General features: G+C 58.4%; 15 protein-coding genes, 2 tRNA genes and 1 rRNA gene. 11 read left to right on the forward strand and 7 right to left on the reverse strand.

All coding sequences use genetic code 11. The features are described from left to right. Positions 1-2: 2 nt before the first annotated feature. Entirely contained in the window at positions 3-1277 is a 1275-nt protein-coding gene (gene hemA, locus FZE95_RS13425) for a glutamyl-tRNA reductase (RefSeq protein WP_150301372.1), read from the reverse strand. Between the two features lie 265 nt (positions 1278-1542). Here hemA and FZE95_RS13430 point away from each other — a divergent pair, with 265 nt between their 5' ends. From FZE95_RS13430 to putA, 11 genes are all read left to right on the forward strand, one after another. Continuing rightward, complete coding sequence (locus FZE95_RS13430; protein ID WP_223825065.1) at positions 1543-3282, forward strand: tetratricopeptide repeat protein; 1740 nt, start codon at positions 1543-1545, stop codon at positions 3280-3282. After that, entirely contained in the window at positions 3282-3902 is a 621-nt protein-coding gene (lolB, locus tag FZE95_RS13435; protein WP_150301373.1) for a lipoprotein insertase outer membrane protein LolB, read from the forward strand. The genes FZE95_RS13430 and lolB overlap by 1 nt, the downstream gene beginning before the upstream one ends. After that, entirely contained in the window at positions 3899-4750 is an 852-nt protein-coding gene (gene ispE / locus FZE95_RS13440) for a 4-(cytidine 5'-diphospho)-2-C-methyl-D-erythritol kinase (RefSeq protein ID WP_150301374.1), read from the forward strand. The genes lolB and ispE overlap by 4 nt, the downstream gene beginning before the upstream one ends. Positions 4751-4782: 32 nt before the next feature. Next, a tRNA-Gln gene (locus tag FZE95_RS13445) sits at positions 4783-4857 on the forward strand. A gap of 114 nt (positions 4858-4971) precedes the next feature. Next, the gene (locus FZE95_RS13450) at positions 4972-5913 is read left to right on the forward strand and encodes a ribose-phosphate pyrophosphokinase (protein WP_150301375.1); all 942 of its coding nucleotides are present in this window, start codon (positions 4972-4974) and stop codon (positions 5911-5913) included. A gap of 104 nt (positions 5914-6017) precedes the next feature. Further along, a complete protein-coding gene (locus FZE95_RS13455; RefSeq protein ID WP_150301376.1) occupies positions 6018-6650 on the forward strand; it encodes a 50S ribosomal protein L25/general stress protein Ctc in 633 nt (210 codons plus the stop codon). Between the two features lie 52 nt (positions 6651-6702). Next, positions 6703-7269: an aminoacyl-tRNA hydrolase gene (gene pth, locus FZE95_RS13460; protein ID WP_150301398.1), complete on the forward strand. Its 567-nt coding sequence runs from the start codon at positions 6703-6705 to the stop codon at positions 7267-7269. 38 nt (positions 7270-7307) lie between these two features. After that, positions 7308-8408: a redox-regulated ATPase YchF gene (ychF, locus tag FZE95_RS13465; protein WP_150301377.1), complete on the forward strand. Its 1101-nt coding sequence runs from the start codon at positions 7308-7310 to the stop codon at positions 8406-8408. A 181-nt stretch (positions 8409-8589) separates the two neighbouring features. Continuing rightward, positions 8590-9687, forward strand: coding sequence for a mechanosensitive ion channel family protein (locus tag FZE95_RS13470; protein ID WP_150301378.1), 1098 nt, complete (start codon positions 8590-8592; stop codon positions 9685-9687). A 144-nt stretch (positions 9688-9831) separates the two neighbouring features. Next, positions 9832-9908 (forward strand) — tRNA-Met (locus tag FZE95_RS13475). Positions 9909-10190: 282 nt separating this feature from the next. Next, the gene (gene putA, locus FZE95_RS13480; RefSeq protein ID WP_150301379.1) at positions 10191-14165 is read left to right on the forward strand and encodes a trifunctional transcriptional regulator/proline dehydrogenase/L-glutamate gamma-semialdehyde dehydrogenase; all 3975 of its coding nucleotides are present in this window, start codon (positions 10191-10193) and stop codon (positions 14163-14165) included. Between the two features lie 24 nt (positions 14166-14189). On the opposite strand, the gene FZE95_RS13485 is transcribed toward putA, so the two are convergent. The 6 genes from FZE95_RS13485 to rrf form a co-directional block, all read right to left on the reverse strand. Next, positions 14190-15086 carry a DMT family transporter gene (locus FZE95_RS13485; RefSeq protein WP_150301380.1) on the reverse strand — a complete coding sequence of 299 codons (897 nt, stop codon included), beginning with the start codon at positions 15084-15086 and terminating at the stop codon, positions 14190-14192. Next, positions 15086-15721: a carbonate dehydratase gene (can, locus tag FZE95_RS13490; protein WP_150301381.1), complete on the reverse strand. Its 636-nt coding sequence runs from the start codon at positions 15719-15721 to the stop codon at positions 15086-15088. Before can ends, FZE95_RS13485 begins: the two co-directional genes overlap by 1 nt. Before the next feature lie 56 nt (positions 15722-15777). Then, positions 15778-16230, reverse strand: a complete 453-nt coding sequence (rimI, locus tag FZE95_RS13495) for a ribosomal protein S18-alanine N-acetyltransferase (protein ID WP_150301382.1) — start codon at positions 16228-16230, stop codon at positions 15778-15780. After that, the gene (locus FZE95_RS13500; RefSeq protein ID WP_150301383.1) at positions 16223-17020 is read right to left on the reverse strand and encodes a hypothetical protein; all 798 of its coding nucleotides are present in this window, start codon (positions 17018-17020) and stop codon (positions 16223-16225) included. Before FZE95_RS13500 ends, rimI begins: the two co-directional genes overlap by 8 nt. Next, positions 17020-18564 carry a 2-isopropylmalate synthase gene (locus tag FZE95_RS13505; protein WP_150301384.1) on the reverse strand — a complete coding sequence of 515 codons (1545 nt, stop codon included), beginning with the start codon at positions 18562-18564 and terminating at the stop codon, positions 17020-17022. Before FZE95_RS13505 ends, FZE95_RS13500 begins: the two co-directional genes overlap by 1 nt. Positions 18565-18877: 313 nt before the next feature. After that, positions 18878-18993, reverse strand: a 5S ribosomal RNA gene (rrf, locus tag FZE95_RS13510). Positions 18994-19059 lie beyond the last annotated feature (66 nt).

Genomic DNA, 19059 nt, shown 5'->3' on the forward strand with positions numbered 1-19059 from the left:
GGTCAGCCTTGTGGTGAGTTCGTCTCGTCGTCCAGCGCGAACAGTTCCTGCGCCAGCGCCAACGCTTCAGCCCGACCCTCTGCGCTCATCTGCTTGAGTTGCACACTTGGGTCATGCAGCAGTTTATTGGTCAGCGCACGGGCCATTTCTGCCAGCACAGCTGCCGGGTCCCCACCGCGCTCAAGCTTCGCCTGCGCCTTGAGCAATTCCTGGTCGCGCAGTTGCTCAGCCTTCTGACGGTAGCGACGCAGGACATCCACCGCCGCCAGCGCTCTGAGGCGCTGCATGAACTCGGTGGAGCCCTGCTCGATCAGTCTTTCCGCCGCCTCAGCAGCGCCCTGACGCGAGCGCATGTTCTCTTCGATGACTTCATGCAGATCATCGACGGTATACAGATACACATCCGAGAGCCCGCCAACCTCCGGCTCGATGTCACGCGGCACGGCGATATCGACCATGAAGACCGGCCGATGTTTGCGCTTGCGCAGCGCCCGTTCGACCATGCCCTTGCCGAGGATCGGCAGCGGACTGGCGGTGGAGCTGATAATAATGTCGCACCGCGACAGCACATCAGGGATCTGGTTGAGGATGATAGCCTGCCCGCCCAGCGGTTCGCTGAGCAGTTGTGCACGCTCCAGAGTACGGTTGGCGACGATGATGTCGCTGACACCCTGGTCGTACAGATGCCTGGCGACCAGGGCGATGGTCTCACCCGCGCCGATCAGCAGAGCCGTACTGCGCTGCAAATCGGAAAAGATCTGCTTTGCCAGACTGACTGCAGCAAAGGCAACCGACACCGGGTTCTCGCCAATTGACGTGTCGGTACGGACTTGTTTTGCGGTATTGAAGGTGCTCTGAAACAGTCGGTCGAGATAGGGACCCAGCGTTCCGGCGGTGCGCGCGGCCTGCCAGGCGTCCTTCATCTGACCGAAAATCTGCGGCTCACCCAACACCATCGAATCCAGACCGGCGGCAACGCGCATCATGTGCCGCACGGCCCCGGCATCGCTATGCAAATAGCTACAGCTCTGCAGGTCAGCGACCTCAAGCCCGTGGTAATGCGCTACCCATTCCACGACCCGATCAATGTCAGGATGATCCTGCGCGCAGTAGATCTCGGTGCGATTGCAAGTAGAGAGGATCGCGACTTCCTGGGTGTGCGTGTCGTTCAGCATCTGTTGCAGCGCGTCTGCCAGACGCTCAGGGGCAAACGCAACCCGCTCGCGCACGTCTACTGCAGCAGTCTTGTGATTGATCCCGAATGCGAGAAAGCCCATGGAGCCTCATATACCCGAACGACACGGGTCGAAAACGTGCAATTGTCCTATGTAAGCGGACGCCGATCAATTCCCGCGGGGATTTCCGCAACCGCAGCGTATGGCCCCATCTCCCGAATGCATCTACCAGACAAAGTTGGAAAGCCGCCGAGACGCATCTCGCCCAGACAATGGCTGGCATTTTCACCCGGTGCGGCTTTGGGCTTGCGCCGCATCCTGTGTCATGATGAGCCTCCCGCCTGTAACGATTCGAGCGTCCTTGTCAATGAAGGCTTTCTACACCTATCCCTTGCTGGTCACGGCATTCGGGCTCTGGCTCTCCGGTTGTGCTGCCACAGGCAACTCGCCGCAACCATCGCCTCAGCCTATAGCCCCTGAGGAAGCGATCTCGCAGCAGCCAGAACCGGAGCCGCCCATAGTATACGGCCAGTTCAGCCAGGACACGCTGTTCGCTCTGCTCAGCGCAGAGATCGCCGGCCAACGAAACCGCTTCGACGTCGCGCTGAACAATTACCTGGAGCAAGCTCGAATCACCCGCGACCCCGGCATCATTCAGCGCGCGATGCAGGTGGCGGAGTTTCTGGGCGCGCAGCAGCCGGCACTGGAAATGGCGCTGCTATGGGTGGAGGTGAAGCCAGAAGATCCTGAAGCGCTGCGCGCCGCGGCCTTACAACAGGCCAGGGCCGGTGACCATGAACGCGCCATGGCGATGATGGAAAAGGTGCTCGCCCTGCACGGCGAAACGCATTTTGATTTTCTTGCCCTCGCCGCCGCACAGACCGACTCCGCAACGCGCCAGGCTGCGCTGGAAAGCCTGCAGCAGTTACAACAGAAAAATCCGCAGAACGCCCAACTGGTGTTTGCCACTGCCCTGTTACTGCAACAGGAAGATCGTCAAGCCGAAGCCCTGGCGTTGCTCGAAAAGAACCCGGCGGCACATACCGCCTCAGCCCCGGTGATGCTGCACGCACGCCTGCTGGCCGAACAGGGCGAAACGCAGAAAGCCATTTCCACATTGCAGGATGGCCTGATCAGTTTTCCGGACGACACACGCATGCGCCTGTTGCTCGCTCGACTGTTGGTAGCGAACGATGACCTGGAAGCGGCCGCAGCCCAGTTTGCCCTGCTTGTAGAGCAGAACCCGAATGATGCTGAGTTGCTGCTGGCACTGGGGCTGGTGAACCTGGAAAGTGGCGACCCTGGCACAGCTATCGAGTACCTGGAGCGCCTGACCGACATCGCGCCCGGCAACAACACAGGTTTGTACCACCTTGGCCTCGCCTACCAGGAATCCGGCCGCCAGGAAGATGCCCTGCGCACCTGGCAGAGCATCGATGATGGCAACGAATTTTTAACATCGCGCCTGCAGATCAGCCGTGTGTTGATCGAGCGTGATAACCCGGACAGGCTGGCCGTTACCCTGGCGGCAGATCGTCTGGCCTATCCCGACCATCAACTGCAGCTGTATCTGATCGAAATCGAGGCCCTGTTCGACGAGCATCCTCAACGCGCCCTGGACCGTATCAACGAAGCCCTGCAGGAATTCGAGGCACACACCAACCTGCTCTACATGCGCGCCATGGCCTCGGAAAAACTCGGCGACCCCGCGGGGCTGGAGAGGGATCTGCGGGCCATTCTTGAGCGCGAGCCGGATAATGCCATGGCACTGAACGCCCTGGGCTACACCCTGGCCGATCGTAACGAGCGACTCGACGAAGCCCTGGAGCTGATCGAGCGGGCGCACCGCCTCGAACCGGATGATGCCGCCATCGCAGACAGCCTGGGCTGGGTGCATTACCGGCTCGGCAATCTGGACAAGGCTGAGGAGCTGTTACGTCAGGCATATCGCGAATTTCCCGACCAGGAAGTCGCAGCGCACCTCGGAGAGGTGCTATGGAAACAAGGCCGCAAGGCCGAAGCCCGCGCAGTCTGGAACGAAGCCGTAGGGAACGAAGCGGAAGGAGAACTGATCCGTTCGACCCGAGAACGCCTGGGGGCCCGCTGATGAACCCATTCATACGTGTCGTCACGCTGGTCTGCGTGGCTGTGGCGCTGAGCGGCTGCGGTAATTTACACAAGCGCGAGACCCTTGAGTTCGGGGGCGACGCTGCCGCTTGGAAAGCCCATCGCCAGTCCGTCGAGCCCATCGTCAGCTGGACGTTGCAGGGTAAACTGGGCATGCGCTCGCCCGAGCAATCCGGCAGTGGCACCCTGCTCTGGCTGCAGCAGCGGGAAAGCTATGACATCCGCCTGTCCGGCCCACTCGGACGGGGCGCGACCCAGATAGTCGGCACGCCTGCAGGCGTGACACTGGAGATTGCCGGGCGCGAACCCATGCACGCGGCCACGGCAGAAGATCTGCTGGAAGAGCAGATTGGCTGGCGCCTGCCTGTCGAGCATTTACTCTGGTGGGTCCGCGGTCTGCCAGCACCGGATAGCCCTAGCCGACTGCAGCTGGATATTGAGAGCCGGCTGGCTCGGCTACAACAATCAGGCTGGACCATTGAATACAGCCGCTATCAGGATGTTGATGGAATCGAGTTGCCGCAGCGCATGCAGCTGGCCGGGCACGATATCCTGCTCACCCTGATTATTACGCAATGGGATTCCGAGCTTTCCGAATGATCACTACACCCCTGAGTCTCCCGGCGCCAGCCAAGCTGAATCTGTTCCTGCACGTAACAGGTCGCCGGCCAAACGGTTACCACGAGTTGCAGACCCTGTTCCAGTTTCTCGACCATGGCGACACGCTGCACTTCGCTGCGCGGGAAGACCGCGGCATAACCCTTCAGCCAGCGCTCCCCGGCGTACCCGTCGAAGACAACCTGGTTGTCAGAGCGGCCCGACTGCTGCAACAGACCAGCGGCTGCACCCATGGCGCCGACATTCGCCTGGACAAGCTTCTGCCCATGGGCGGCGGCATCGGCGGCGGCAGCTCCGACGCCGCCACAACACTGCTGGGCCTGAATCATTTATGGGAGACAGGCTTGAACCTCGAGCAGCTTGCTGAGCTAGGCTTGCAGTTGGGCGCCGACGTACCGGTGTTTGTACGCGGCCAGGCAGCCTGGGCCGAAGGAATCGGCGAGGAACTGACTCCGGTCGACCTGGAGGAGCCCTGGTATCTGGTAATGGTCCCGCCCTGCCAGGTCAGTACCGCAGAAATTTTTTCGGATCAGAGGTTGACGCGTGATACGCCGCCCATTACATTAGCGGCCTTCCGGAGGCATGGAGGTCGAAACGACCTGCAGCCTGTTGTTGAAGCGCGTTATCCTGAAATACGTAACGCGTTGATCTTGCTAAACAATTATTGTGAAGCTAAGATGACCGGATCTGGCAGTTGCTTATTTGGGGCCTTCCCAAATAGACGTGAAGCTGATAAAGTTCGCGCCCGGTTGCCAGCCACACTGCAAACCTTTGTTGCAAAGGGATGTAACAGATCACCGTTACACCAGTTGCTCTACAAAGCGGCGTAAGAAGGATGCAACCTTTGCATCCGGACAGTTACAGGGGCGTAGCCAAGCGGTAAGGCAGCAGGTTTTGATCCTGCCATGCGTTGGTTCGAATCCAGCCGCCCCTGCCATTTTCCCGGCAGCAATCATTACATCTTGAGTCGATCTCACCGACCAGGCACCCTAGCCCGTTGTCGGCATGCCGGCTCATTCGCAACGACCACTACCCAGAAAGGTATTGCAGCGTGTCCAAGATGATGGTTTTCACGGGGAACGCCAACCCCGATCTGGCACGACGCGTCGTGCGTCAATTGCATATCCCCCTTGGTGATGCATCCGTCAGCCGCTTCAGCGATGGCGAAGTCAGTGTTGAACTCAACGAAAACGTGCGCGGCAAGGATGTCTTCATAATCCAGCCGACTTGCGCACCGACCAATGACAATCTGATGGAACTGGTGGTCATGGCTGATGCCCTGCGCCGCTCCTCCGCCTCACGTATTACTGCAGTCATCCCCTACTTTGGTTACGCCCGTCAGGATCGCCGTCCGCGCTCCGCTCGCGTGCCCATCAGCGCCAAGGTAGTGGCCGACATGCTCGACGTGGTGGGCGTTAACCGCGTTCTGACCGTTGATCTGCATGCCGACCAGATTCAGGGTTTCTTCGACATTCCGGTGGATAACATCTACGGTTCCCCGGTGCTGATCGACGACATCCAGGATCAGCGGATGGACAACCTGCTGATCGTTTCTCCGGACATTGGCGGCGTGGTCCGGGCCCGGGCGGTTGCGAAATCCCTCGGCGTGGACCTGGCGATTATCGACAAGCGTCGCCCCAAAGCCAATCAGTCCGAGGTCATGCATATCATCGGTGATGTGGAAAACCGCAACTGCATCCTGGTTGACGACATGGTCGATACCGCTGGCACCTTGTGCCATGCAGCCAAAGCCTTGAAGGACTTTGGCGCTACCCGTGTATCGGCTTATTGCACCCACCCGATCCTGTCGGGCAAGGCGATCGAAAACATCAACGGGTCCATGCTCGACGAACTCGTCGTGACCAATACCATCCCGCTGTCCGCCGCCGCAGAAAGCTGCGATCGCATCCGCCAGCTGGACATGGCACCGATTATTGCCGAAGCGATGCGTCGCATCAGCAACGAAGAATCCATCAGCGCAATGTTTCGTTAAGGAACAGGTACTGATACACACAGCCCGGCCACTTCGGCCGGGTTTTCATCATTCATCCGACGCGTTGGTCGCAAATGCCCGGATGCTTAGCAAGGAGACTACATATGGTCGACTTCACACTGAATGCGAAAGAGCGTAACGACCTGGGGAAAGGTGCGAGCCGCCGCCTGCGTCGTATCGCTGATCTGGTACCTGCCATTGTTTACGGTGGCAACAAGGAACCGCAAAGTATCTCGCTGGAAACACGCCAGCTGAACAAGGCGCTCGAAAACGAAGCCTTCTACTCGCACATCATCTCGCTTGATGTTGATGGCAAGAAGCAGGACGTTCTGCTCAAGGCACTGCAACGCCATCCTTCCAAGCCGCGCATCATGCACGTCGATCTTCTGCGTGTTGTAGCCGGTCACAAGGTTAACGTTCAGGTTCCGCTGCACTTCCTCAACGAAGACACCTGCCACGGCGTCAAACAGGAAGGCGGCATGATTTTCCGCAACCTGCCTGAAATCGAAATCACCTGCCTGCCGAAGGATCTGCCAGAAGCGATCGATGTTGATCTGGCCAATCTCAAGCTGGGCGAAGTGATTCACCTGTCCGATCTGAAGCTGCCAAAAGGCGTAACCATCCCCAGCCTGGCGCTGGGTGCTGATCACGACCTGCCGGTTGTAAATGTCATGGCTCCGCGCGTTGCCGCTGAAGATGACCAGGCTACTGGAGAAGGCGAAGAGTCAGCGGAATAATCGCTGCTGAGTCTTCTGGAGGGCGCCCGTTGTGACGCAGGGAATCAAGTTGATGGTCGGTCTGGGAAACCCTGGACCTGAATATGAACTGACCCGCCACAACGCCGGCGCCCTTTTTATTGAGCGTCTCGCGGACCGGCATAACGTAGCGCTGCGCCACGAGAGCAAGTTCTTCGGCCTGACCGGCCGCCTCACCCTTTCCGGTCAGGATGTTCGTCTGTTGATTCCCACCACCTTCATGAACCGCAGTGGCCAGGCTATTGCCGCACTGGCCGGCTTCTATCGCATCGCTCCGGAAGAGATCCTGGTCGCTCATGATGAGCTGGACCTGCCCCCCGGCGTGGTTAAATGCAAACAGGGTGGCGGTCACGGCGGACACAACGGGCTACGCGACATTATCGCCAGCCTGGGCAACCAGAATACCTTCCACCGCCTGCGCCTGGGGATCGGACATCCTGGTCACAGTTCTCAGGTTACGGGATTCGTACTGCGCCGCGCGCCCCGCGCCGAGCAGGATCTGCTCGACGCCTGCATCGACGAAGCCGTACGTGAACTCCCCGGCATGCTAGCCGGTGACTGGACGGCGGTCATTCGCCGCCTCCACAGTTTCAAAGCCTGAATCATTTATCCGCCGCGAACGCGGCAGAGGACACCAGTATGGGTTTCAATTGCGGTATTGTCGGCTTGCCTAACGTAGGCAAATCCACCCTGTTCAATGCCTTGACCAAAGCCGGCATCGGCGCTGAAAACTTTCCCTTCTGCACCATCGAGCCGAACAGCGGCATCGTGCCCATGCCCGATCCGCGTCTGGACGCCCTGGCGGCCATCGTCAAGCCGCAAAAGGTTCTCGCTACCACCATGGAGTTCGTTGACATCGCCGGCCTGGTGGAGGGCGCGTCGAAGGGCGAAGGCCTGGGTAACCAGTTCCTGGCCAACATTCGCGAGACCGATGCCATTGCCCATGTGGTGCGCTGCTTTGAAGACGAGAATGTTATCCACGTTTCCAATACAGTCGACCCCAAGCGAGACATCGAAATCATCGATCTGGAGTTGATCTTTGCCGACCTCGACAGCTGCGAGAAGCAACTTCAGCGCGTCACCCGCAACGCCAAAGGCGGTGACAAGGAAGCCGTGGCACTGAAGGCCCTGATCGAAAAGCTGATCCCGCACTTCTCCGAAGGCAAACCTGCGCGCTCGCTGCTGAAAGATCTGGCCGATGACGAAAAGAAACTGATCAAAAGTCTCCACCTGCTCACCAGCAAACCCGTCATGTACATTGCCAACGTCGCCGAAGACGGCTTCGAGGACAACCCCCTCCTCGATGTTGTACGCAGCATCGCCGAAGCGGAAGGCGCTCTGGTCGTACCGGTTTGCAACAAGATCGAAGCAGAGATCGCTGAACTCGATGATGGCGAAGAGAAGGACATGTTTCTCGAAGCGATCGGCATGGAAGAGCCCGGGTTGAATCGCGTGATCCGTGCCGGCTATGAATTGCTGAATTTGCAGACGTACTTCACCGCAGGCGTCAAGGAAGTGCGTGCCTGGACCGTAAAGGTGGGAGCCACCGCACCCCAGGCTGCCGCAGTCATTCATACGGATTTCGAAAAAGGCTTCATCCGCGCCGAAGTTATCGCGTATGACGACTTCATCAAGTACAACGGCGAGAACAGTGCCAAGGAAGCAGGCAAGTGGCGCCTGGAGGGCAAGGAATACATCGTCAAGGATGGCGACGTCATGCACTTTCGCTTCAACGTTTAAGCAAGAGCCTCTATGCAAAGCCGCCTCCGGGCGGCTTTTTTATGCCTGCGGCAAACACCTCTGGCTGCCCCGACTTCCCGGATCCACCCGCAGCGTCCGCGGCACAAAGAAGGAACTAATCGGCGGCATGGCCGCCAGAACTCATGCTGCCTTTGCTTAAGTATCCAGGGGAATCCAACGCATGAATTGGGACGCTTTTTGGAATAACGAACTTCTGTTCAATCTGGTCGTTCTGCTTTCCGTCACCACTGTCAGTTACCTTATTCTTTCCGCTGCGCTGCGGATTATCAGTAGCCGTCTCGATTCCCTGTCCAAGCGGAAACGTGCCAAGAGCTATTTCTTTGCTGCGCAGCTGTTACGCAACACCAGCCGCCTGCTGGTGCTCGCCTTTTCCCTACTGATCGGCTTGAAAGTGGTCGAGCTTTCCCCGCGCTGGGAAGATGCCATGTCCCACGGGTGGTTTATTGCCCTCGCCTTTCAGGTGGCGCTCTGGCTGGACATGGCAGTACGTCTCTGGACAGAAAGCCTGACCCGGGATGGCAAGGCACGCAACCCGGTAACCACCACGATCATCGGGATCATGATACGCATCGTCGTATGGACAATGATGCTGCTATCGATTCTGGCCAATCTCGGCGTCGACATCACGGCGATGGTTGCCAGTCTCGGGGTGGGGGGCATCGCTATCGCGCTCGCCGTGCAAACGTTGCTGAGCGATGTTTTTGCTTCCCTGTCGATCGGTATCGACAAACCCTTCGAGATCGGTGACTTCGTGGTATTCGGCGAGGTGGCAGGCAATATCGAGCACATCGGCCTGAAGACCACCCGCATTCGCAGCCTCAGCGGTGAGCAGATCGTTTGTGCCAATGCCGACCTTCTCTCGCAGACGCTGCATAACTACAAGCGCATGCAGACGCGCCGCATCGTGTTCCGTTTCGGGATCAGCTATCGCACCTCAGCCAGGGACGTCAGGGAAGTCGGCCAGATGGTGCGCCGCGTCATTACAGAGGTCGACAAAACCAAGTTCGACCGGGCGCATTTTTTCGCCTTCGACGACAGCCAGCTCACCTTCGAAGTGGTTCATATCGTCCAGACCGCCGATTACAACGAGTACATGGACATTCAGCAGGAGATCAATCTCGGCATCATGCAGGGCCTGGAATCCATGAACGTAGAGTTTGCTTTCCCGACGCGCAGCGTGGAGTTCATTGGCGGCAGCTTGCCCGATATCAACCTCCAGACTCCCCCACAGCAAACTGCAACCGAAGCTTCTGGTTAACATTGCTCTATTGACTGCAACCTGGCCGGCCGGAAGATCAACAATTCCGGTTGTGGCCGGGCTAAGCGGTTGAAAATTTAAGGAAACGACGCGCGCTGACTATTGACAATAATTACCCAGATGGGAATAATGCGCGCCTCGGATGGCTACATAGCTCAGTTGGTTAGAGCACAGCATTCATAATGCTGGGGTCCCTGGTTCAAGTCCAGGTGTAGCCACCAACCGTTTCAAGGGCTTAGCTTCGGCTAGGCCCTTTTTTATTGCGTTGACCGATCTTCTTTCTCCGAAGCCTTTTCAAGCCTGACATCCAATTCTCCCGCGCGATACGCACCGCACTCGTCATAGACCCACTGCGATCACCAAGGCGCGCTCATATCACTTTGCCCAGAAGCACACTTCTCATTCGTCCGATACCGGTTGCACCCGGTTGCACCTTTAGCTTAATTTGCGTTTTTGACCAATACTGACTGCTTGCCTGGAGTCGGTTAACGGAGCACAAGCGCATGGCCAACACCACACTCGGCGTAAAACTGGACGAAGCCACCCGTACCCGATTGAAAGACGCTGCTGCGCGCATCGATCGCACGCCGCACTGGCTCATCAAGCAGGCGATATTCAGCTACCTAGAAACCCTGGAACGTGGCGTGGAAATGCCCGAACTTGCTGCCCTGGCTCAGCGCATCGGTGCTGGCGACACCAGCGCTATCGATCAACTATCAGAACAGTCCTTCCAGCCGTTTCTCGAGTTTGCCCAGAGCATTCTGCCGCAACCAGTACTCCGGGCAGCCATCACGGCAGCCTATCGCCGACCAGAACCGGAAATTGTGCCGCTGTTACTGGAGCAGGCGCGCGTCCCGGAACAGCTTGCCAAATCCAGCCACGAACTGGCCTACCGGCTCGCCGAGCAGCTCCGCGCACGCAAAGGTGCCAGCGGCCGAGCCGGACTGGTGCAAGGGCTGCTCCAGGAATTCTCGTTATCTTCCCAGGAAGGCGTAGCGCTGATGTGCCTGGCCGAGGCGCTGTTGCGCATTCCAGACAAGGGTACCCGCGACGCGCTGATTCGCGACAAGATCAGCAACGGCAACTGGCAGCAGCATCTGGGAAACAGCCCGTCGATGTTCGTCAACGCTGCGTCCTGGGGGCTGCTGGTCACCGGCAGACTGGTGTCGACACATAACGAAGCAGGCATGACCCGCTCACTCAATCGCATCATCGGCAAGAGCGGTGAACCAGTCATCCGCAAGGCCGTGGATATGGCCATGCGGATGATGGGCGAACAGTTCGTGACCGGCGAAACCATCGGCGAGGCGCTAGCCAACGCATCCAGACTGGAAACACAGGGGTTCCGCTACTCTTACGACATGCTCGGCGAGGCGGCGATGACTGACGAGGACGCCCGCGCCTATATGACCTCCTACGAGCAGGCCATCCACGCCATCGGCAAAGCCTCAAATGGCCGCGGCATCTACGAGGGGCCGGGCATTTCCATCAAGCTATCCGCCCTGCATCCGCGCTACAGCCGCGCACAGTATGACCTGGTCATCGACGAACTCTATCCTCGACTACTGGAGCTGGTCCGCCTGGGACGCCATTACGACATAGGCATCAATATTGACGCCGAGGAAGCCGACCGCCTGGAGCTTTCCCTCGATCTACTCGAGCGACTGTGTTTCGACCCCGACCTTCGCGGATGGAACGGGATCGGTTTCGTCATCCAGGCTTATCAGAAACGTTGTCCCTATGTGATCGATTTCCTGATCGACCTCGCACGCCGCAGCGCCCACCGCCTGATGATCCGTCTGGTCAAAGGCGCCTATTGGGACAGCGAGATCAAGTTCGCTCAGCTTGAGGGGCTTGAGGGTTATCCGGTGTTCACCCGCAAAATGTACACCGACGTTTCATATATAGCCTGCGCCCGTAAATTGCTGGCGGCACCGGACGCGGTATATCCACAGTTTGCCACCCACAATGCGCATTCGCTGGCGACCATCTACCATCTGGCTGGACAGAATTATTACCCCGGGCAATACGAGTTCCAGTGTCTGCACGGCATGGGCGAACCGCTTTACGACCAGGTGGTCGGCAAGACTGCTGAGGGCAAACTGAATCGTCCGTGCCGCATTTACGCCCCGGTAGGCACCCACGAAACATTGCTCGCCTATCTTGTGCGCCGGCTTCTCGAGAATGGTGCCAATACGTCCTTTGTCAATCGCATTGCTGATCGCTCAGTGTCCATCAGTGAGCTGGTCGAGGACCCTATCGTTACTGTGCAACAGTCCGCAGCCAGTGAAGGAACGCTGGGGCTCCCGCATCCGCGTATTCCGTTGCCGCGCGACCTGTACGGGAAAGGACGCGCCAATTCCAGCGGGATAGACCTGTCCAATGAGCAGCGCCTCGCCTCGCTGTCCAGCGCGCTTCTGGCCAGCACCCAGCAACAGTGGCGCGCCCAGCCCATGCTTGGCTGCCCTGTCGCCGAGGGGAAATGGGAGGACGTGCGCAATCCGGCAGATCTGCGCGACTGCGTGGGCCAGGTACGCAACGCGACCGAGCAGGAGGCACGCGATGCGCTGCAGGCCGCCGAGATCGCAGCGCCTATCTGGCAAGCAACCCCCCCGACGGAACGTGCCGCTATCCTCGAGCGAGCCGCTGATGTGATGGAGTCGCACATCGAGCCTCTGCTCGGCCTGCTGGCCCGCGAAGCCGGTAAAACCTTTTCCAACGGTATTGCCGAAGTTCGCGAGGCAGTCGACTTCCTGCGCTTCTATGCGCGGCAAGCCCGTGAGGACTTCAACAACGACACTCACCGTCCACTGGGTACGGTGCTGTGCATCAGCCCCTGGAACTTCCCGCTGGCAATCTTTACCGGTCAGGTGGTGGCTGCACTGGCCGCCGGTAATACGGTAATAGCCAAACCGGCTGAGCAGACCTCGCTTGTCGCCGCTCAGGCTATCCAGTTCCTGCTCCAGGCCGGCGTACCCGAAGGGGCAGTCCAGCTGCTTCCAGGCGATGGCGCGGCACTGGGTAACGTGCTGGTAAGCGACGAGCGCATCAAAGGCGTGATGTTTACCGGCTCAACCGAAGTCGCAAGCGTCATCTCGCAAAATCTGGCCGGTCGACTGGATGCACAGGGACGCCCGATTCCCTTGATAGCTGAAACGGGCGGCCAGAACGCCATGATTGTCGATTCGTCCGCCCTGACCGAACAGGTCGTAGCCGACGTGGTCGATTCGGCCTTTGATAGCGCAGGCCAGCGCTGTTCGGCGCTGCGCGTATTGTGCGTACAGGACGACGTAGCTGAACGTCTGCTGCGCATGCTCGAAGGCACCTTCGCCGGCTATAGTGTCGGCGACCCGGGGAACCTCGCTACTGATGTAGGCCCTGTGATCGATGCTGAAGCCAGGATCACAATCGAGCGCCATATCAACGAGATGCGTGAAAAGGGCCGTCGCGTCGTACAGGCGGGCCGGCATGAGCCCGATGCTTTGAGCCGGGGAACCTTTGTACTTCCGACCTTGATCGAAATCGAGAATCTGGATGAGCTCCAACGCGAGGTATTCGGCCCGGTATTACACGTGCTCCGCTATCGCCGCGAAGACCTTTCGAACCTCCTGGATCAGATCAATCACACCGGTTACGGACTGACGCTCGGAGTACACACGCGCATAGATGAGACCATCGAGCAGGTGGTGAACAAAGCGCGTGTCGGCAACCTCTACGTCAACCGCAATATCGTCGGCGCCGTGGTGGGCGTGCAGCCCTTCGGTGGCGAAGGACTATCCGGCACCGGTCCCAAGGCCGGCGGCCCGCTGTATATGTATCGATTGTTATCGAGCTGCCCTGCCCAGGGCGCAGCACCAACCTTCGAGCGCATGGGTAGCGAAGGCGAAACCGAAGCACGCATGCGTGAACGCCTGGCCGCGCGCATAGACCTTCCGGCACAAGCGCTTCGGGCCTGGGCTAGCGAACAGAACAACTCCGAATTGGTTGACGCCTGCGACGCCTTTGCGTCTCTGTCGCAGAGTGGTTTGACACGCGTATTGCCGGGCCCGACGGGCGAGCGCAATACCTATACGATACTGCCGCGTGAACGCGTATTGTGCCTGGCTGACGACCAGCAGGACCGCCTGATTCAATTGGCTGCGCTGCTTGCTGTCGGTTGTACCTCAATCTGGCCGGAGGACCAAACCAGCCGGGATCTGCTTGCATGTCTCCCCGCTCCGGTACAGGCAAGGATCGAGAGCACAACGAACTGGGAGGACGATAGCGTTGAGTTCGAAGCTGTCTTGCACCACGGCGACTCCGATCAGCTTCGCGAGCTGTGCAAACTACTGGCGCAACGCAGCGGACCCATCATCGGTGTGAGCGGATACGCGCCGGGGGACCGGCAGATAGCGCTCGAACGCCTGTACATCGAACGCTCGCTCAGCATTAACACTGCTGCGGCCGGGGGCAACGCGAGCCTGATGAGTATCAGTTGAAAGACAGATAATCGGCCGGTCGAGCTATCTGGCGTGCCCCGGTCGAGTGGCCAGAACCAGACCAAGGAAGGTCAGCGCTCCGCCAGCAAAATGAAACCACTGCAACTGCTCGCCCAGGATCAGCATACCGAGTAAGGCCGCAAATACGGGCATCAGATAACTGAACAACGAGGCGGTGGCTGGCCCCAGCACTCGAACGCCGTTATTCCAGGCCCAGTAAGCGAGCAGAGAGGCGAAAACTGCGGTATAGCCCACCGCGCCCACAGCCTGGATCGTCAGGGGCATTCCACCCGTCGTACTGTATTCCCACAAATAGAACGGCAGCAAGAGTGGCACGCCGCAAATAAGCAGAGCAGCCAACTGAATCAGTCCGGGCATCGGTAGCATCCAATGCCGTAATAACACCGAATACAGACCCCAGCATAAGACCGCCACAACCATGATCAGGTCGCCCCGATTAAATGCCAGAGACAGCAGCCGCTCGGGTTGTCCGTTGCCGAGAATGACCAGCAGACCAAGGAAGGACAACAGCGTACCAAGCAGCGTCAGCACGCTGGGCCAGATCCGCAACAACAATACGGACCAGATAAACGCGGCGACGGGCAAGCCGGTGTTCACCAGGGTCAGGTTGATCGCCGTGGTGCTTTGTGCGGCCTGGTAAAGCAAGGTGTTATAGGAGGAGATGCTCAGTGCCGCGAGCACTACGACATGCTTCCATCGCGTGAGCAACACCTCGCGGTGCTGCCATAGCCCACGAACAGTAAAAGGCAGCAGTAGTGCCAGAGCGGTGGTCCAACGCCAGAACGACAAGCCTATGGGCGGTAGCTCACCTGCGGTTGCCCTGGCTACCAGTGCATTTCCAGCCCAGGCCAGAGTGCAGATCACCAGGCCGGCTACCGCCCAGGATCGCTCGTTTCGCATTACGGCGGGCTGAGGCGGTATTGCTCGGGTATCTGCTCCGGCCCCGTCACGGTCACGTCGAGGTTTTTCAGATGGCCATTCTTGATTCCGTAAATGAAACCGTGAACGGCCAACGGCTGACCGCGGTGCCAGGCGTTCTGAACAATGCTGGTATGACTGGCGTTGGCCACTTGACGAATTACGTTCATTTCACACATGCGGTCCAGGCGAGTCTCTTCGTCTTCAATCAGACGCAGCCGTTCGCGTTGCTCGAAATACAGGTCGCGAATGGTTCTTAGCCAGCCGTCACTCAGGCCCAACTGTGTGTTGCTCATCGCCGCCTTGACGCCGCCACAGCCATAGTGACCGGTGACGATGATGTGTTTGATCTTGAGTACATCCACGGCGAACTGCATTACGGAAAGACAGTTGAGATCTGTATGCAGCACGACGTTGGCAATGTTGCGATGAACAAATAATTCCCCCGGAAGCAAACCGACGATCTCATTGGCGGGCACGCGGGAATCGGCACAGCCTATCCAGAGAAACTCGGGCGCCTGCTGGCCCGCCAGCTTGGTAAAAAACTCCGGATCCTCCAGTTTGATGGCTTCGGCCCATTCACGGTTGTTCTGGAATAGTTGCGTGAGGTCGTGCATGCATTTACCTGTTGTAATTGATATGACTCGTGAAGCGACCGGCCCCGGCGAAACGCTTAATCCAGCAACGAGAATGCCATGACCAGAGCATCTTCCTGGCCCTGTGCTGCCGGATAATAACCACGTCGACGCCCAATCTCATTGAAGCCAAAGTTCTCATACAAGCGAATCGCCGAAATGTTGGATTCCCTGACTTCAAGGAAAGCCACTTCTGCGTCCCGGTGTTTGGCGCGCTCCATTAGCTGCTCCAGCATTCTCAGGCCATAGCCCCGGCCTTGGCAGTCGGGCCGCACTGTCAGGTTCAGCAGGTGCGACTCCTGAGCGGCTGCCGACAACACGCCGTGACCTACCTGCGTAGCGCCCTCGAACGAAACCCAGCATTCATAACCGGAGCGAATACAATCAAGGAAGATACCGCGCGTCCAGGGGTGCGAAAAAGCAGAACATTCGATATCGAGTACTGTATCGACGTCACTCTCACCCATCGGGCGAAAATACAAATCAGACATTCACTGGCGTCCAATGCGACTTTATGCGTTTAAGAAAATGCCAGAGCCGGCGCTTCGCCTCAGGCTCGGCCATCAGATCCTCCAGCGAGGGCACAAACCATGCGGGGGGAAGCTGCTCAATCGACTCGATCCGACCGGCGAGGGCTGCGATGGACTCAGCATCGGGATCGCTGAGTAATATGGTGTGGGCTCCAAAACAGCCGATAGAGCCGATCTGTTGAGACTCCAGGCGTGCTTGCATGAACGCCTGTAGCCCCTGGCTGGCCGCCACTGCACTGTTATCAAGCTGACGATTCCGGGTCAGTGGCCAATGAAAGTCAGCGTAAAGCCTGGCTGGTGTCGGCAACTGCGCCGCGCGCAGAATTTCATTGAGCAACCGGAACGTAGCAGAGGAGCTTTCCAATCCAGGCTCCTCCGTTTCAATCAGCAACGCACAAGAGCCTGCCAACCAAAGCTGCATGTAAAAAGGGCGCACAGGTACTGCTGGGGCAGTTGGCTCGACAGGTGCAGCCACGGATTCAGTTGTCTCAACTACCGGGGTTTTGGCTGCACCACCGGGGCGCGGCACGGGAATAGGCACCCGCTTCCTGACAGGTTGCGCCTCTACCTCGGGACTGACGACGTCTGAAATGACCTTTGCCGATGCTTCTATGCGCTCGGGCGTAGCCTGCGCCGGAGGAAAAGGAATATCGGCGGCGGCGCGTTGCGCTGCGTTAGGCAGCACATCGCGGGGCACCCAGTTGGCTACCCCCATGGCCTCCAGATAGGACAGTCGGGTTTGCTCAAGCATTAAACGCCTGCCGCTTGCGGGTGCGCCTTGAGCGCACCCGCCTGAATCAGGTTAAGAGCATTGATATAGGCTTTGGCCGAGGCGACCACAATATCGGTATCAGCGCCATTGCCATTGACGATACGGCCGTCTCGTTCCAGCCTGACCGTCACTTCACCCTGAGAATCAGTGCCTTGAGTAATGGCATTGACCGAATACAGCTGCAACCTCGCGTTAGACTGAACAATTTTCTCGATCGCCTTGAATGTAGCATCCACTGGGCCAGAGCCCTCCGATTGCGCCTCACGATCTGCCCCATCAACATTCACTGTTACCTGGGCTATGGGTGTCTCCCCGGTGCGCGACGCGACGTCAAGAGAGACCAGCTTGATGTCATCGACTGCTTCGGTGAGCGTGTCCGAGACCAGCGCTTGCAGATCTTCATCAAAGATCTCGTGCTTCTTGTCTGCTAACTCTTTGAAGCGGCTAAAGGCAGCGTTCAGCTCAGCTTCGCCTGGCAGCCGAATGCCCAGCTCATCCAGACGACTGCGGAACGCGTTACGCCCCGAGAGCTTTCCGAGCGACAAGCGATTGGTATGCCAACCAACTGACTGAGCGCTCATGATCTCATAGGTTTCCCTATGCTTGATCACGCCGTCCTGATGGATACCCGACTCGTGGGCGAACGCGTTGGCACCGACAATTGCCTTGTTCGGCTGCACCGGAAAACCGGTGATCCCGGAGACAAGACGTGAGGCGCTGAGAATGTTTTCGGTCACGATACCGGTATGCACACCGAGAATGTCCTGGCGCGTCTTGATCGCCATGACGATTTCTTCAAGTGCGGCATTACCTGCCCGCTCACCAAGGCCATTGATCGTACATTCCACCTGTCTGGCACCCGCACATACCGCCGCAAGTGAGTTGGCCACTGCCAGGCCCAGGTCATTATGACAATGCACGGAAAAGATAGCCTGATCGGAATTGGGGACCCGCTCGATGATCTGGCGAATCGTCTCGCCAAACTGGTGAGGGATGGAATACCCAACGGTGTCCGGAATATTGATGGTACGCGCGCCGGCATTGATAGCCGCTTCGATAATCCTGCACAGGAAGTCGATTTCCGAGCGGCCGGCATCTTCGCAGGAAAACTCAACGTCGGCGCAGAGATTACGGGCATGCTTGACAGCGTGCACTGCCTGCTCAAGCACCTGGTTCGGCTCCAGGCGCAGCTTGTGTTGCATATGTATCGGGCTGGTCGCGATAAAAGTATGGATGCGACCTGCGTTAGCGCCTCCGAGAGCCTCGGCTGCGCGCTCGATATCCGCTTCCACCGCACGAGCGAGACTGCAAACAGTGCTGTCCTTGATGTTATCGGCGATGGCCTTGACCGCTTCGAAGTCGCCGGGACTGGCGATCGCGAAGCCGGCTTCGATTACATCGACCTTAAGCTTTTCCAGGGCCTTGGCGATCCGCAGCTTTTCCTCACCCGTCATCGACGCGCCGGGGCTCTGCTCACCGTCACGAAGAGTCGTGTCGAAGATAATAACGCGATCCTGGTCCATCGCAGTCTCCTCAGTATCAAGCCCGGCGCAATGGTGGGCGCACAATGGAAATATCCAGGCAGTATACCGCATAGGAGAGTGAGAGCGCCGAGTTGCACCGTCGCTGAGTAACTTGATAGACGGTAGGAAAAGACTACACGGAGACTCGTAAAACCGACGCAATCAAGACCATAGGAAGAGCCCCGTTAGCAGCTGAAGCCTGGATGGCCACCTCCACGCTTCGGTATGTCCTCCCAGCTGCCCGAAGCTATTTTCCAGGCACATAAAAGAACACCCCGACCTGTCTCCAGATCGGGGTGTTCTCGGTATAAGCGCTTGACGATGACCTACTCTCACATGGGGAGACCCCACACTACCATCGGCGATGCATCGTTTCACTTCTGAGTTCGGGATGGGATCAGGTGGTTCCAATGCTCTATGGTCGTCAAGCAATTCGTTGCTATGCGGCGGTTAATCCACACGGCGTAAAGGGTTGGGAGCGTGATAGAAGGTTTG

This window comes from Pseudomonas profundi (assembly GCF_008638305.1).
GTDB classification, from domain to species: Bacteria; Pseudomonadota; Gammaproteobacteria; order Pseudomonadales; family Pseudomonadaceae; genus Halopseudomonas; species Halopseudomonas profundi.